At 37.4% G+C, this 15,271-nt stretch carries 10 protein-coding genes; 8 read left to right on the forward strand and 2 right to left on the reverse strand.

From position 1 onward, the window contains the following. Positions 1-29: 29 nt before the first annotated feature. The 4 genes from ACSLGF_RS03980 to tagH all read left to right on the forward strand — a co-directional run bounded on the left by ACSLGF_RS03980 (position 30) and on the right by tagH (position 7,469). Entirely contained in the window at positions 30-2,300 is a 2,271-nt protein-coding gene (locus tag ACSLGF_RS03980; protein WP_456002756.1) for a CDP-glycerol glycerophosphotransferase family protein, read from the forward strand. 182 nt (positions 2,301-2,482) lie between these two features. After that, entirely contained in the window at positions 2,483-4,849 is a 2,367-nt protein-coding gene (locus ACSLGF_RS03985) for a CDP-glycerol glycerophosphotransferase family protein (RefSeq protein ID WP_456002758.1), read from the forward strand. Between the two features lie 171 nt (positions 4,850-5,020). Beyond that, the gene (locus ACSLGF_RS03990; protein WP_058336999.1) at positions 5,021-5,848 is read left to right on the forward strand and encodes an ABC transporter permease; all 828 of its coding nucleotides are present in this window, start codon (positions 5,021-5,023) and stop codon (positions 5,846-5,848) included. 19 nt (positions 5,849-5,867) lie between these two features. Beyond that, complete coding sequence (gene tagH, locus ACSLGF_RS03995; RefSeq protein ID WP_456002760.1) at positions 5,868-7,469, forward strand: teichoic acids export ABC transporter ATP-binding subunit TagH; 1,602 nt, start codon at positions 5,868-5,870, stop codon at positions 7,467-7,469. 25 nt (positions 7,470-7,494) lie between these two features. Here tagH and galU read toward each other — a convergent pair whose 3' ends face one another. Beyond that, a complete protein-coding gene (gene galU, locus ACSLGF_RS04000; RefSeq protein WP_456002762.1) occupies positions 7,495-8,376 on the reverse strand; it encodes a UTP--glucose-1-phosphate uridylyltransferase GalU in 882 nt (293 codons plus the stop codon). A gap of 269 nt (positions 8,377-8,645) precedes the next feature. On the opposite strand from galU, the gene wecB reads away from it, so the two are divergent. After that, positions 8,646-9,785 (forward strand): non-hydrolyzing UDP-N-acetylglucosamine 2-epimerase, encoded by a 1,140-nt coding sequence (gene wecB / locus ACSLGF_RS04005; RefSeq protein ID WP_456002765.1) that lies wholly within the window; start codon positions 8,646-8,648, stop codon positions 9,783-9,785. Between the two features lie 84 nt (positions 9,786-9,869). Here wecB and tagU read toward each other — a convergent pair whose 3' ends face one another. Further along, a complete protein-coding gene (tagU, locus tag ACSLGF_RS04010) occupies positions 9,870-10,790 on the reverse strand; it encodes a polyisoprenyl-teichoic acid--peptidoglycan teichoic acid transferase TagU (RefSeq protein WP_456002768.1) in 921 nt (306 codons plus the stop codon). Positions 10,791-10,972: 182 nt separating this feature from the next. On the opposite strand from tagU, the gene ACSLGF_RS04015 reads away from it, so the two are divergent. From ACSLGF_RS04015 to ACSLGF_RS04025, 3 genes are read left to right on the forward strand one after another with little or no spacing between them, the layout of a single operon-like run. Further along, complete coding sequence (locus tag ACSLGF_RS04015) at positions 10,973-11,305, forward strand: LytA (protein WP_456002771.1); 333 nt, start codon at positions 10,973-10,975, stop codon at positions 11,303-11,305. Between the two features lie 21 nt (positions 11,306-11,326). Next, positions 11,327-13,438, forward strand: a complete 2,112-nt coding sequence (locus ACSLGF_RS04020; RefSeq protein WP_456002773.1) for a SpoIID/LytB domain-containing protein — start codon at positions 11,327-11,329, stop codon at positions 13,436-13,438. Positions 13,439-13,460: 22 nt separating this feature from the next. Beyond that, positions 13,461-14,951 (forward strand): cell wall-binding repeat-containing protein, encoded by a 1,491-nt coding sequence (locus ACSLGF_RS04025; protein ID WP_456002776.1) that lies wholly within the window; start codon positions 13,461-13,463, stop codon positions 14,949-14,951. The last annotated feature ends 320 nt before the right edge of the window (positions 14,952-15,271 follow it).

The following is a 15,271-nucleotide window of genomic DNA, read 5'->3' on the forward strand; positions in this document are numbered from 1 at the left end:
TTTCGATGAACAGAGGAGATAAATGATTAATGATTGAAGAGACCGTTCAGAAGAAAAGTGTTGTTGAAAGTTTAAAGAATCATCACCAACAACTGGAAATTGTGTTGAAAATAGATGATGATAGGCCATTAGAAGGTCGAATATTTTACTTGCTCATGAGAGAAAGGGTCTCAAAGCAGGAAGTTTACCTTCCTCTTGAACATCTAGCAGAAAATCGGTTTAAAATAGTGCTTCATGAAGATTCTTTCTCGAATAAAATGGAACAAGGACAAACGTATAATTTATATGTGACGGATTTTTCTCAAATGATTGATAGTAGTGAGAGCGAAGATGAAACCGAAGACTCCTCGTATGATTCTGATGGAGAGGACGAAGAGGCTGAATTGGAAGAGGAAGAAGGCCAATTCATAGATGAAGACGACAATCCTTATTATAAGCGTCGTCTAAAGCTGGATGTTGAAACGCCTGAACTCTGTTTCATAGAAAATAAAAACGCTCTGCTCCTTGCCGTACCATATCGTACGGACAAAGGGAATGCATCTATTAAGGTCAAGCGAGAAATGAAGATCACGAAAATGAAGCAGATATCACTCGATGAGACCAATATCCTTACTCTAAATGGATATTGTGGTGTGATAAGTGCTGAGCACTCTTATCGAATCAAAAGAATACAAATCCTGGTCAAAAGGAACAGTGCCCCCGAAATGGAGCACCGCTTCCCCGTAAATTTCCAGCAAAAAAGTGAAAGTGAAATTGATTATTATAGAACAGACGGGGAGATGCCAGAGATATATCCTTTCAAAGTTGAAGTTCCTTTAGGGGCATTAACCTATTCTACAGATAAGCGATATATCTATAGAATGTACTTTGAATTTATATGTGAAGTTAACGGAGTAGAAGAGACTTTAACAACACCGTCACTTGTTCTTGGAGATCGATCTAATCAATTAAAAGGGCTTGTCCAAATACAAAAAAAGAACGATATCCCGGTTCGATATGAAGTGTATCGAAAGAAAAAGAGACAAACGCTTGGCATCCGAATTAATGATTACACAATCAAAACCCGTGCGAAGTACTATGTCACAAGCAAGTGGAAGAAATTCAAAAAGCAAATTGGCAAAATCAAAAAAGTCCGCAATCGTCTTGTGACAAGGACCTTCCAAACGACCTTTAGGCTGGCGAGTAAGCTGTCCGTGAAAAAGAAAACCGTTGTTTTTGAAAGCTTTAATGGAAAACAATTCAGTTGTAACCCGCGTGCTATTTATGAGTATATGAAAGAAAATCACCCTGAATATACGTTGATCTGGAGCGTCAAAAAAGGGCATGAAGCACCGTTTAAGGAAAAGGACATCTACTATATCAATCGTCTGTCATTCAAATGGATTTTTGCGATGGCAAGAGCTGAGTATTGGGTCGTCAACAGTCGATTGCCGCTTTGGGTCCCAAAACCAGACCATACAACATACCTGCAAACATGGCACGGTACGCCGTTAAAACGACTGGCGATGGACATGGACGAGGTGCATATGCCTGGAACGAACACGAAGAAATACAAAAAGAATTTCACGAAAGAAGCATCGAATTGGGATTACCTCATTTCTCCTAATGCATACTCGACTGAAATCTTTACACGTGCGTTCCAATTTCAAAAAACCATGATTGAGTCAGGATATCCGAGAAACGACTTCCTTCACAATCAAAACAATGAAGAAACGATGCGGGCACTCAAGCAAAAAATGAATTTGCCGCTTGATAAAAAATTGATCTTATATGCACCGACATGGAGAGACGATCAATTTTATAAAAAAGGGCAGTACAAATTTGATTTAGACCTTGACCTGCATGAGCTAAGAGCATCTATCGGAGACGAATATATCATCATTCTTCGTATGCACTATCTAGTAGCTGAAAACTTTGATTTAGGACCATATGAAGGCTTTGCCTATGACTTCTCTCATTACGAAGACATCAGAGACCTTTATATGATTTCTGATCTGCTCATCACAGATTACTCATCCGTGTTCTTTGATTATGCAAACCTCAAACGTCCGATGCTGTTCTATGTGCCAGACATCGAAACATATCGTGACAAGCTCAGAGGCTTCTACTTCGACTTTGAACAAGAAGCACCTGGACCGCTTGTGAAAGAGACAGCAAGTGTCATTGACTGGGTAAGAGAAACAGAACAGCCAGCCTTTACATTACCAGCGTCATTTGCACCGTTTTATGAAAAGTTCTGTTACTTGGAGAATGGTGAGTCGTCGAAGCGGGTTGTGGAAGTTGTTTTTTCTGAAAAATAGTGAAAAAAGTACCGTTCCTCGCCTTTTGAATGGTACTTTTTTTTGTTTTCCATTCCATTGTACACATATTTAAAAGTAATGGTAAAAATAAAAAAACATAGAAATTTAACAGTAAACATGCTAAATTTAGATAAGATTATCCGGTACTGTAAATATGCTGAAAATAATACAGAGGTGCTTCAATGTACAAACTTTATCATAATTTTATAGAAATTCTAAATTTAGATGAACATAGGTTAGTGTTATATATTGACGAAATAGAGAAGTTGTGTACTTTTGAGTTTGAAGAGTTAAATGTAAACGATTCAAAGTGGATTTGTGAAATTAATGTAAAGGATCAAATGATTTTTGAATCCACAATAGACAATACTAATGAAATGATCTATCTCTATTCTAAGGATCAGAATTTGTATATTGTTAAAGAAAGCTCAGACATTATTCAACCAAATCACATACATCCTATTGAAATTAGAAATCAATTTGAAGATATTTATGTCAAACAAATAGGGATAGACCGTTATGGTTTATATAAAGGCGAAGAGGAACTGCTTTTATTCTCTGGTCTGCTGAATGTAGATGAAATTAACCGGAACTTTAAAATGAATTTGATCATTGATGGGGCAAAAAGAAGATTTGTTGATATCTCCTTTATCATATACAGTCCTTTCCACTTTGTGATTACGTATGATTGTCAGAATAAAGAATTGAATGTAAGGAAAATTTTGTTTAATGTGATGCAGGAACATAATGATATTGAAGTGACTGTGAATAACCGTAATCAAATCAAAATTTTAAATAAGGTGACTCAGCAAAAGAAAATCGTCAACTTTAGATTGGTTCCTAGATATCAGCCGCTCAAAATTTTTGGTAAAGATACATTAAAGCAATTTAAAGAAGACAACATTCTTAATATTTTGGTGATTAATAAACAAAGATATTACATATATGTAAGAACAAATGGTGTTTATTTAGTGAGAGGAAATCCATATCTCGTCACAAAACATACATCGAGATTACGTATATTTAGTTTATTTAATAGTTTTTATATTTATGGAAGGCTGACTCATTACGCATATAATTCAGATCAAAAATATGAATATCTTTATATTAGAAACTCTGACCATCAGCTAGCGAGATTTATGAGACCATTTAGAAAGGTCAAATTTCTAAAAAGGTATGGTTTCTTTAAAATCTCGTTAAATGATCTTGATTTAGATAGCAGAATCCACAATAACTTATTCGTAGGAAATGATAACCGAATTATCCATAGTTTAAGATTGAAAAAAAGAGATAAAAAAGTTAAAACATATATCACGAAAAAGAATGGGGACAAGCTTCAAGTACTAAGAACAAATTTGTTTGGGAATGTGACATCAACCATCATTCCTTATTCTGATGAATATTCTTTATTTAGTAAAGTGAAAATAAAAGCAGCGAGTATCTTATCATCATTCTATAAAGACAAAAAATATGGTGTGAATTTGTTTTTTGAGAAAAAGAGCGATAAAGCAGATGAATCAGCTATTAGGGTTTTTGATTACATTCAAGAGAATTGTCAAACGAACTCAAAAAACTACTTTATTCTTAATAAGAAATCAAGCGCATATCCAGCATTGAAGGATAAATATGGAAAGGTAATCATTCCGAAATATAGTTTAAGACACTATTTAAGTATCTTTAACGCCAGCTATTTTATTTCAAGTGAGCTATCTAACCATGTTCTGAATGATAGATTATACATTGACCATCTCAGAGAGAGAATCATGAGTGTCCCACTCGTATTTTTACAACATGGAATCATGTTTGCTAAGCCTGTTGATAACCCAATGGCATTTGGATTCCATAAAGACAAGAACCAATACAATATCTATAAGTCAGTCATTAGTTCTGAATTAGAAGCCGGTGAATTTTATAAGATGAATTATGACCGCGATGACTTGATTTTGACAGGACTCGCAACCTTTGACCATGCTAAATTAGTAGAAGGTGCAGATAAAATAGCCTTTATGCCAACTTACCGATATTGGGAAGAGGGGCTTATTTATACGAATAGAATTGAAGAAACATCTTACTATAGAGTTCTGATAAAAATCATTAAAAGCTTTGAAGAAGCAGGTCTTCTTGATCGTCTTTTAATTGTACCGCATAACAAATTTTCACAATACGTTTATCAGAACTTACCTCAGTATAAACATATTATTTCTGATAACCCATCAGAAGCGCTAAAGGTATCAAAAGTGTTTATCACTGATTATTCTTCTGCTATTTATGATGCGCAATATAGAGGAGCCTACCCTATTTTTTATTGGGAAGAGAAAGATTACTTAATTAGACAGTATAAGGCTATTCCTCCTGTGAACGAAGAAAATGCACCAGGACCGATTGCATATAACACACAAGACCTGATTCGTATTGTCAAACATGCGATTGATCATCAATATGTGGTGGAAGATGAGTATAAAGAAAAATATTTGAAGATCAATAGCTTTAATGATAATCAAAACACGAAAAGAATTACGGATTTCTTAAAAGAGCATCAAATTATCTAACGTCTGAGAACCCCTGAATCTACGAACGAAAGGATTCAGGTTTTTTTTTGTCTACTAGATTGAAGTGAACGACTTTTGTTATAAGATGAAATGTTAATCGTTATCTGTTACAATTATGAGCGGTGCTTTTAATTTTAATGGTACTCAAAACTTTTGTTAAGGAAGATAACAATGAACGCAATGTTGACGATACTAAAGGAGCAAATCAGTTCATTTCCGCTGATTATGCGACTTGCTGTTTATGAAACAAAATCAAAATATCAGATGAATTATTTAGGTGTTTTATGGCAGTTTTTAAATCCATTGATTCAAATGCTGGCTTACTGGTTTGTTTTTGGTTTGGGCATTCGCGGAGGACAGCCAATTGTCATTGGAGGCATGGAGATTCCATTTATCATCTGGATGCTTGCCGGATTAATACCGTGGTTCTTCATTAGTCCGACGATTCTTGATGGATCAAACAGTGTGTTTAAACGCATTAATATGGTATCGAAAATGAATTTTCCGATTAGTGCGCTGCCGTCTGTGGTGATTATGTCCAACTTGTTCAGCTACTTTGTCATGATGGGTGTCTATCTGATTGTGCTGATTTCCTATGGCATATATCCCGACGCGCATTGGCTTCAATATATATACTATCTTATTTGTATGATCGCGTTTATGTTTTCGTTTAGTTTGTTTAATTCAACGATTAGCGTACTCGTGAGAGACTATCAATTTCTTTTACAATCAGTGACACGCTTACTTTTCTTTTTGCTGCCGATTTTTTGGAATATCTCAGAGAAGCTGACTGGAGACAAAGCGTGGATTGGAGATATATTAAGACTGAATCCTCTTTTCTACATTATTGATGGGTTCAGAAATAGCTTGTTAAAGGGAGAATGGTTCTTCCATGATGTGAAATATACGCTTTATTTTTGGCTGATTACCCTTCTTCTTTTAACAGTCGGTTCATTGCTTCATATGAAATTTAGGGATAAATTTGTCGATTTTCTTTAAAAAGTAAGGAGATTATACGATGAAACTAAAGGTTTCGTTTCGAAACGTATCCAAGCAATACGTCCTATATAAAAAACAGTCGGATAAGATCAAAGGGCTGTTTTTTCCTAATAAAAATGAAAAAGGTTTCTTTGCTGTTCGTGATGTGTCCTTTGATGTATATGAAGGCGAGACGATTGGTTTTGTAGGAATCAACGGATCTGGAAAATCAACGATGTCGAACCTTCTAGCGAAAATCATTCCACCGACAAGCGGTGAAATTGAGATGGACGGCCAGCCTTCGTTAATTGCCATTGCGGCAGGGCTGAACAACCAGTTAAGCGGTAAAGACAACATTCGATTAAAGTGCTTAATGATGGGGCTGACGAATAAAGAGATAGATGAGCTTTATGAAAAAATCGTAGAGTTTGCGGATATTGGCGACTTTATCGATCAGCCTGTAAAAAGCTATTCAAGCGGAATGAAATCCCGTCTAGGCTTTGCCATTTCAGCACATATCGATCCAGATATCCTGATTATTGATGAAGCGTTATCTGTCGGAGACCAAACCTTCTATCAAAAATGTGTGGATCGAATCACAGAATTCAAAGAACAAGGCAAGACGATCTTTTTTGTCAGTCACTCCATTAGCCAAATCCAAAAAATCTGTGACCGGGTGGCTTGGATGCATTATGGTGAGCTTCGTATGTTTGATGATACGAAAAAGGTTGTGAAAGAATATAAGGAGTTTGTTGATTGGTTTAACAAGCTTTCTAAGAAAGAGAAAAAAGAATACCAATTGAAACACAAGGAAGGTCGAAAAGGCGTACAAAAGACAGCAAAGGTGTCTCGTTATATTGAAAACGGGAAACGTCGTTCATTTTTTGGACCAGCGTTTCAAGTAACCATTATAGCGCTCTTAACCATCTTGCTTGCCCTTTCTATGTTTTCGGATCGACCGCTTCGTACGCTGGCAACATTTGGTGCAATACCATCAGATAAGACAGAGGTGCCTCAGTCAAAGAATCCTAAGACGAAGGTTGCGCCTGATATGAAAAAGGTGGATCAACAGGCCGTTGTCACGGCAGATTCAATGACGGTTTACAAAGATCAAGCCATGAAAAAAAAGGCGGATGTCACTTTACCATTTGGACAAGAAGTACAGGCTGTGGCTGAAAATAAACAAACTGTTCAAATCAAAACAGCGTCAGAGACGTATTTTGTGAAACCTGATACACTGCAAGCTGCAGATGAATTGAAGCCATTATCCATTGGACCAGGACAGTTCAATTCCTATGTATCACCTGCATCAGCAGGTTCGTATGAGTATTTACTATCTTTCCTTGGAAAAGAAGAATCTGTGCTTCAGCAAAGAATGCAAACGCTGAGCTCGATCAAAAGTGATCAAGGCGACACCATTGAGCGATTGACCACAGAGAAAACCGATTATGTGATTCAAAATGGTCAAGCACACGCGATTGTGTTCCGCGAGATTATGCCAATTTCTCCTTCAACACTTGGCCTGACAGAACAAAATGTCTGGATGAATGAGAAACAAACGAAATTCGCAGTGAAGGGCGAAAACAACCTTTTTGTCATTGATAATGAACAGCATACACTGACGATTTCAGTGATTAAATAAAAAGCTGCCGATGCCGGCAGCTTTTTTAATTGACTTCTTCTTTTTCAAGAAGCTGTTTCATAAATGGAATGAGTTTCTTTTTCAACTCTTCATCCTGAAGGGCAAACTCGAGAGTCGTTTCGATGAAGCCTTGCTTCTCACCGACATCGTATCGTTTTCCTTCAAAGTCATAGGCAAATACGCGCTGGATGTCATTGAGCTTTTGAATGGCATCTGTCAGCTGAATTTCTCCGCCTGCACCAATTTCTTGTTGATCGAGGTACATAAAGATCTCTGGTGTGAAAATGTAGCGGCCTAAGATGGCTAAATTCGATGGAGCTGTTCCTTTTGGCGGCTTTTCAACAAAGTTCTTCACCTGATAGCGGCGTCCTTCTTGTGTAAGAGGATCAATGATCCCGTAGCGATGCGTATCGCTGTCTGCTACCTGCTGAACGCCGATCACAGAGGAAAGGGTTTTTTCATATTCATCCATCAGCTGGCGAAGCCCAGGTGTTTCGGCTTGAACAATGTCATCACCTAGTAAAACAGCAAAAGGTTCATCACCGATAAAGTTACGTGCGCACCAAACGGCGTGTCCAAGTCCTTTAGGTTCCTTTTGGCGTATGTAATGAATATCAGCGATGTTAGATGACTTCCTTACCTTTTCTAATAGTTCTTTTTTTCCTTTTTCTTCAAGGTTACGTTCTAGTTCTGGTGCAAAATCAAAATGGTCCTCAATGGCTCTTTTTCCTTTTCCAGTCACGATAATAATGTCTTCGATTCCTGATTCAACAGCTTCTTCAATAATATATTGAATAGTTGGTTTATCAACGATTGGCAGCATTTCTTTAGGCATGGCCTTTGTTGCAGGGAGGAAACGTGTCCCGAGACCTGCAGCTGGTATAATGGCTTTACGTACTTTTTTCAATAAACTTTGCACCTTCCTTACATAGATAACCGATTTAATCATTCAATGTGTGTTCTTGGTCGTCTTATTAAAGTGTAACTTACAAATCATAGGAAAGACAAATGATTTCACTAAAATGAACTTTAGATAATTCATATTTTATATGTTAAATGTAAAGGAAAGAGAAATATAACGTTAATTCAATGTAAATTTCTTTTTTTACATCATTAAATTTATCCTCCAAATTGTGTATAATTGAAAGTACTATACTAGGAAAGAGGCATAAACAAGTGAAAAAACTAAATGTAATGACTATTTTCGGTACTAGACCTGAAGCAATCAAAATGGCTCCACTTGTCCTTGAACTTAATAAACATCCACAAATAAATTCAATTGTCACTGTAACAGCTCAGCATAGAGAAATGCTTGATCAAGTACTTGATGCATTTTCTATTACGCCAGATCATGATCTAAACATCATGAAACAGCGCCAAACATTATCAGAAATTACATCAAATGCACTGTTGAAGCTAGATCAGTTATTCCAAGAGGAAAAGCCTGATATTGTGCTGGTTCATGGAGACACAACGACAACATTTGCGGGAAGTCTGGCCGCTTTTTATCACCAAATTTCAGTTGGTCATGTGGAGGCAGGCTTAAGAACACACAATAAGTATTCACCATTCCCAGAGGAATTGAACCGTCAAATGACAGGCACTATTGCCGATATTCATTTTGCACCTACAGATGAGGCGAAGCAGAATCTTTTGATAGAAAATAAAAAAGAAGCGACCATTTGTGTGACAGGGAATACTGCCATTGACGCCCTGCAAACAACGGTCACAGAACAATATCAACATCCTATTTTAGAGAAAATAGGCACAGATAAAATGATTTTGTTAACGGCTCATCGCAGAGAGAATCTTGGCCAGCCAATGAAAAACATGTTTAGAGCGATTAGACGTGTTGTAGAAGAGTTCGAAGATGTACAGGTCGTATACCCTGTTCATTTAAATCCTGCCGTTCGTGATGCGGCTCAGACGGAATTCAGTGATCTCGACCGTGTGCACTTAATTGAACCGCTTGAAGTGGTTGACTTCCATAACTTTGCGGCAGCTTCACACTTTATTTTAACGGATTCCGGCGGTATTCAAGAGGAGGCTCCTTCTTTAGGGAAGCCAGTATTGGTGCTGCGTGATACAACAGAACGTCCAGAAGGCGTTAAAGCTGGCACGCTCAAGCTTGCAGGGACAAATGAGGATACCATTTACCAGATGGCAAAAGAGCTGCTAGAAGACCAGCAAGAGTACGACAAAATGTCGAAGGCTTCTAATCCTTATGGTGATGGACAAGCGTCGAAACGAATTGTCCAAGAGCTCCTTCATCGTTTTGGATTCAGTGAGGAAAAGCCAGTACCGTTTAAATCATAAAAAAGAAGACTACGTCATTGGAGTCTTCTCAGATTGTTGACAAAGGGCTAAAATGATCTTTATTTTAGCCCTTTGTCTTCTTTTTTACTGCTCCAAACTTTCCTTCAATTCCTTCTTCACTTTCGCTAAACTGCTATCATCAAGCTGATAGTAATAAATGTTATTGATTCGTGTGCCTGTTCCTTTTAGCTCGTGCTGTTTGACACGCTTTCTTGCATCGCGATAATCATTCATCATCGTCCACATATCGTCAAAGGACATGTTGGTTTTCATGTTGTTTTCAACGACTTTGAACATATCGCCGAATTTTGTAATAGACGAAATGTTGGCACCCTTCGCAATGATGCCTTCAATGACTTGGCGCTGTCTTTGCTGGCGGCCAAAATCCCCTTTTGGGTCTTGTTTTCTCATTCTTGTATAGGCAAGTGCTTGATCGCCATTCAGGTTAATTTCTCCTGTACCAAATGAATGGCCGTCATAGCTGAAAGCAAACGTGCTATTCACGGTAATGCCTCCAAGTGTATCGACAATATCTTTAAAGCTTTCCATATTGACTTTCACAAAGTAATCAACAGGTACATCAAGCAGCTCCTCTACTGTATCAGCTGCCATTTGTGTGCCGCCGAATGCGTAGGAGTGGTTGATTTTATCCATGGTGCCTTTCCCGACAATCTTCGTATACGTATCACGCGGGATACTCACCATCTCGGTTGTTTTGGTTTTCGGATTCACTGTCATGTATATTAATGTATCTGCACGGCCTCGGTCATTCTTTCGTTCATCGACACCCATGACTAAAATGGAGATCGGGTCCTTTTTATTTAAATCGACATCTTTGTCACGCTTATCGGACTTCTTTAAGTTCTCCTGAATGCCTGCGACGGTTGATGCTGCTGTGTTCCAAAGATGATATGCGTATCCGCCAGTTGCTAATACGAATAAGCCAATAATCGATAAAATAATCCAAAGAACCTTTTTCTTCTTTCTTTTTCTCTCAGCTCTCATAATGTCCCTCACCTTTTCTATAATTCTTCCATGATTATAGGTTTACGAATCTTGATAAACAAGTTATTTTTTTACTCTGAACCTAGATATAGACGTTGTAACAAAAAAAAGGTTTCAAAAAACCTTAAATTTACCTTAAAATATTAAGTTATAAGACGATACAAAGACATGAGGTGAAAAAAATGAAGAAAATCGTCGTTTTACCGTTCTTAATACTACTGCTAGGTATCGTGCTCACAGCATGTGGAACGGCTGAGCAGTCCTTAGAAGAAAAGAAGACAAGCAGTTCAGCTTCTCAAACGTTAAAGGAGACAGCCAATTATGTAGGAATGGCAGACTCCCATACAATTGAAGTGAAAAAGTCAAATGTTACTTTGAATTTTGAATTTACTGAAAACTTCAATGAAGTATTGAATGAATTTCAACCAGGAGATCACGTAGACATTTTTTACATTCTAAATGACAGTGGCCAAAAGGAAATTCAAGAAATTAAAAAAGTTCAAAAAGTTCAATAGAGAGATGGTGGGATCATTAAATTGAAAAAAATCAGTCTAACTTTCACAATGTTCATCTTACTTTTGCTTGTATTCATCCCAAAAGATGCTTCAGCGGCAAGCTCAACAATTTCTGTGAAATTATCAAACTATGTTGGAAACAAAACGAACTTTAACATATCATCATCCGGCTTATACAAAGTGACTGGTACAAATGTATCTTCAATCGCTCGATATGATGGTAAGAACCGTTATGAGGTAGCCAATAATATTGCTTCAACAGGCTGGAAAAATCCATCTACAATTGTCATTGTAAATCGTGATGCGTTTGCAGATGCAATTTCCGCTACACCTTTAGCTTATAAATTGAATGCACCTATTTTATATACGAATGCTGAAAAATTAACAAAAACCACTGAAAAGCAAATTAAAAAGATGAATCCTGACAATATTCTGATTATCGGTGGAACAACAAGTGTTTCTTCAGCAACAGAGAAAACATTGAAGAAATACGGGAAGATCAAAAGGATCAGTGGTAAATCACGTTATGCTGTTTCACAAAATATCGCAAAAGAGATGGGGAACTATAGTCAAGCTATAGTGGCAACAGGAAGCATTTTTACTGACAGTGCTTCAGTAACACCATACGCTGCAAGAAACGGCTATCCTATTCTGTTAACGAAGAAAGATAGCTTACCAACTTACAAGCTTCCAAGTAAAGTCATCATTGTTGGTGGAGAAAAGAGTGTTAGCAAAAAAGTTGAATCTCAAATCAAAAAAACGTCCACAGTGAAAAGAATCGGTGGAGCTAATAGATATGAGGTATCAGCAAATATTGTAACTGAATTAAACATGAATGCTAATAAGCTATACTTAGCAAATGGTTCTATCTTTACAGATGCTATTACATTTTCGCTTTTAGCAGCCAAAAATAACAGTCCTATGGTACTTGTAAAAGACAATAGTCTAACATCACCTGTGACATCAGTTGTGAAAAAACAGGGGACGTACTCGTTTCAATTGTCTGGCGGAACAAAATCCATTTCAGCAAGTTTACAAACAAAATTATCAAATGAATTTTATTTGAAGAATAATAAGGATTATCAATTGAATGTTTCTAACGGGAAAATTTCTATCAAGGGCATCAAGACGTTTGGATCTTCAGTAAGAGTTGTTCCAGAGAAATATTCAACTAAAAATGTCATTCGAGTTGCTGGGAAAGCATACTTGGGGAAAATGAACTTTGCTGTAGAATCAGGCTATATTCGTCCAACAAATGAAAATATCCCTTTTGAAGATTATCTTAAAGGGGTTGTACCGAATGAAATGCCAGCAAGATGGCATGTTGAGGCATTAAAAGCACAGGCTGTTGCAGCACGTACATATTCTGTGAACAGTATTGGGAAGGTTGTGCCAGATACAACAGCATTCCAAGTGTACGGTGGATACAGCTGGTATACAAATTCTACAAAAGCTGTAGATGCTACAAAAGGTAAGGTACTAAAATATAATAATAAACTGATTTCTGCTACCTACTATTCTAGTAATGGAGGCTACACTGAGGCGAGTGAAGAAGTGTGGTCAAGTGCATTTCCTTATTTAGTAGCAAAAAAAGATACAAAAGATCCAGTGAATGCATGGACACTTAAACTATCAAAAACACAATTGAGTAAATCGCTTAGCACAGCAGAACCTGCATCTTGGTGGAGTAAGACAACAGAATCAAATGTGAGTCAGTTGAAAGGCTTGAAGAACTGGATTCTAAAAAATAAAGAAACTTCAGCTTCAGACATCAAGATAGCGACAATTTCAAGCCTATCCTTTTCAGGTAAGACAAAAGGACAGAGAGCAAAAACAGCCTCTATGAAAATCAGCTATCACTTAAAAAATAAAACGGGTTCTTATAGTATGAATCAATCAGCGACACTTAGTTTTAAAATGACTGAATTTAGATCAATACTTGGAGCGACTAATTTAAAAAGCACGTATGCATCAGTGAAGAATAACACCAATGATTTTACCATCTCAGGAAAAGGGTATGGTCATGGAGTTGGAATGAGTCAATATGGAGCGAAAAAGAGAGCTGAATCAGGAAGCTCATATTCAAGTATTTTGTCATTCTATTATCCGGGTGCAAAGTTAACTACGAATTAAAACATCAAAGGAGGTTATAAACGTGCGCTCTATTATAAAAGTTGTATTTTTGAGTGTAGTAACAATGTGTTTGTTTCTTCCATCTGCACTTGCTGACAATTCAGTCACCAGAATCGATGGAAAAAACCGTTATGTTGTTGCGGTGAATGCGGCGAAAAAAAGCTGGACAACATCAAGCACAGTTGTTCTTGTAGGTAAAGAAGCATATGCGGACGCTTTAAGTGCGGTTCCTTATGCGTATCAAAAAAATGCACCTGTTCTTTTTACAAACAGTAGCAGTTTATCTACAGATACAAAAAAAGGTCTTCAAGATCTAAAAACAAAGAATGTGGTCATTCTCGGTGGAACAAAGAGTGTCTCTAGCAAAGTGACAAGTCAGCTAAAGGCGATGGGTATTTCAGTAAAACGTATTAGTGGTAAGAATCGATATGATTTAGCAGCAAATATTGCAAAGCAAATGAAAAGCTCTAGTACGGCTGTTGTAGCAAATGGCTTTGCTTATGCAGATGCAGTTGCCATTGCACCTTATGCTGCAAAACAAGGCTATCCAATCTTATTAACAAATGATAAAGGTTTACGCTCCGAAACTTCAGCGGTGATTAAAAGCCGAGGAGTTAAAAAGACCATTGTCATTGGTGGAGAGTCTAGTGTAAATAAATCAACTTATGCTAAACTACCTTCACCTGGAAGAATTGGCGGGGCAAATCGTTATGAAGTCGCTGCAAATATTGTGGCGAAATACAATATGAGTACAAGTAATACGTATATTAGTAATGGTTTTGCATATGCTGATGCCGCTTCAGGAGCTAGTATTGCTGCCAAGCAGGGTAAAGCCTTTATTTTCACAAATGAAAAAACATTACCGAAAGCAACAAGAAAAATCATTGGTTCAAAGAAGATCACTTCATTTAGTATTCTAGGTGGTACATCTACTGTGACGAATACTGTGACTTCCCAATTAAAAAATCCAGTCGTTGGAAAAAAAGTTTTTATTGATCCTGGTCATGGAGATCAAGATTCTGGTGCTGCTGGATATGGTCTTCTTGAGAAGAACGTGAACCTTGATGTCGCTAAGCGTCTAAATACAAAATTGACTAGTGCTGGGGCACTACCAGTCATGTCACGTACATCTGATACATTTGACAGTCTTCAAACACGAGTAAGCAAAGGTGCTTCTGCGAAAGCAGATATCTTTATTAGTGTCCATGCGAATGCAAATGACAACAGCAGCGCAAATGGAACAGAAACGTATTATGACAAAACATATGCGGCAACGAACAGCCTGAAGCTTGCGCAAAACATCCAGCCTAAAATGGTTAGTGCATTAGGCACAAGAGACCGCGGTGTCAAAACAGCTGGCTTCTATGTCATTAAGTATTCAAAGATGCCGAGTGTCTTGCTTGAAACTGGCTTTGTTTCCAGTCCAGTCGATTCAAATATTTTGAAATCTGCTACTTATAAAGATAGATTAGCAGCTGGTATTTCAAGCGGCGTTTCAGGTTATTTTAGATAAGAAAAAACATGAGGGGTGGCTAAGATACTCCTCTTAGGCTGCTCGAGAACGTCTCTCGGCAGCCTTTTATGGTATATGAAGTGGTTCTAGGATGAAGGATTCACTCTAAGGATGCGGTCTTCATAGGCTATCAAATGTCTTTACTAATCGTGCTCTCGCTAAGCGTGCACACACCTCTGTATGAGCGCAACAGACAGTGACGAGGATAACCTGCCTAGATTGATCCGTGGAGGGTCAGTGGTCAAACAGGAGTGTTTCCACTTACTTTGATTAAAATGAAAACGACCATTTGTATGTCAAGTTAAAAATACATTTCAATT

This window comes from Bacillus sp. A015, from assembly GCF_053851875.1.

What these genes read in the sequence shown, in the direction of transcription:
- ACSLGF_RS03980 (WP_456002756.1), top strand. Translation starts at nt 30, where the DNA reads ATGATTGAAGAGACCGTTCAGAAGAAAAGTGTTGTTGAAAGTTTAAAG.
- ACSLGF_RS03985 (WP_456002758.1), top strand. Translation starts at nt 2,483, where the DNA reads ATGTACAAACTTTATCATAATTTTATAGAAATTCTAAATTTAGATGAA.
- ACSLGF_RS03990 (WP_058336999.1), top strand. Translation starts at nt 5,021, where the DNA reads ATGAACGCAATGTTGACGATACTAAAGGAGCAAATCAGTTCATTTCCG.
- tagH (WP_456002760.1), top strand. Translation starts at nt 5,868, where the DNA reads ATGAAACTAAAGGTTTCGTTTCGAAACGTATCCAAGCAATACGTCCTA.
- tagU (WP_456002768.1), bottom strand. Translation starts at nt 10,790, where the DNA reads ATGAGAGCTGAGAGAAAAAGAAAGAAGAAAAAGGTTCTTTGGATTATT.
- ACSLGF_RS04015 (WP_456002771.1), top strand. Translation starts at nt 10,973, where the DNA reads ATGAAGAAAATCGTCGTTTTACCGTTCTTAATACTACTGCTAGGTATC.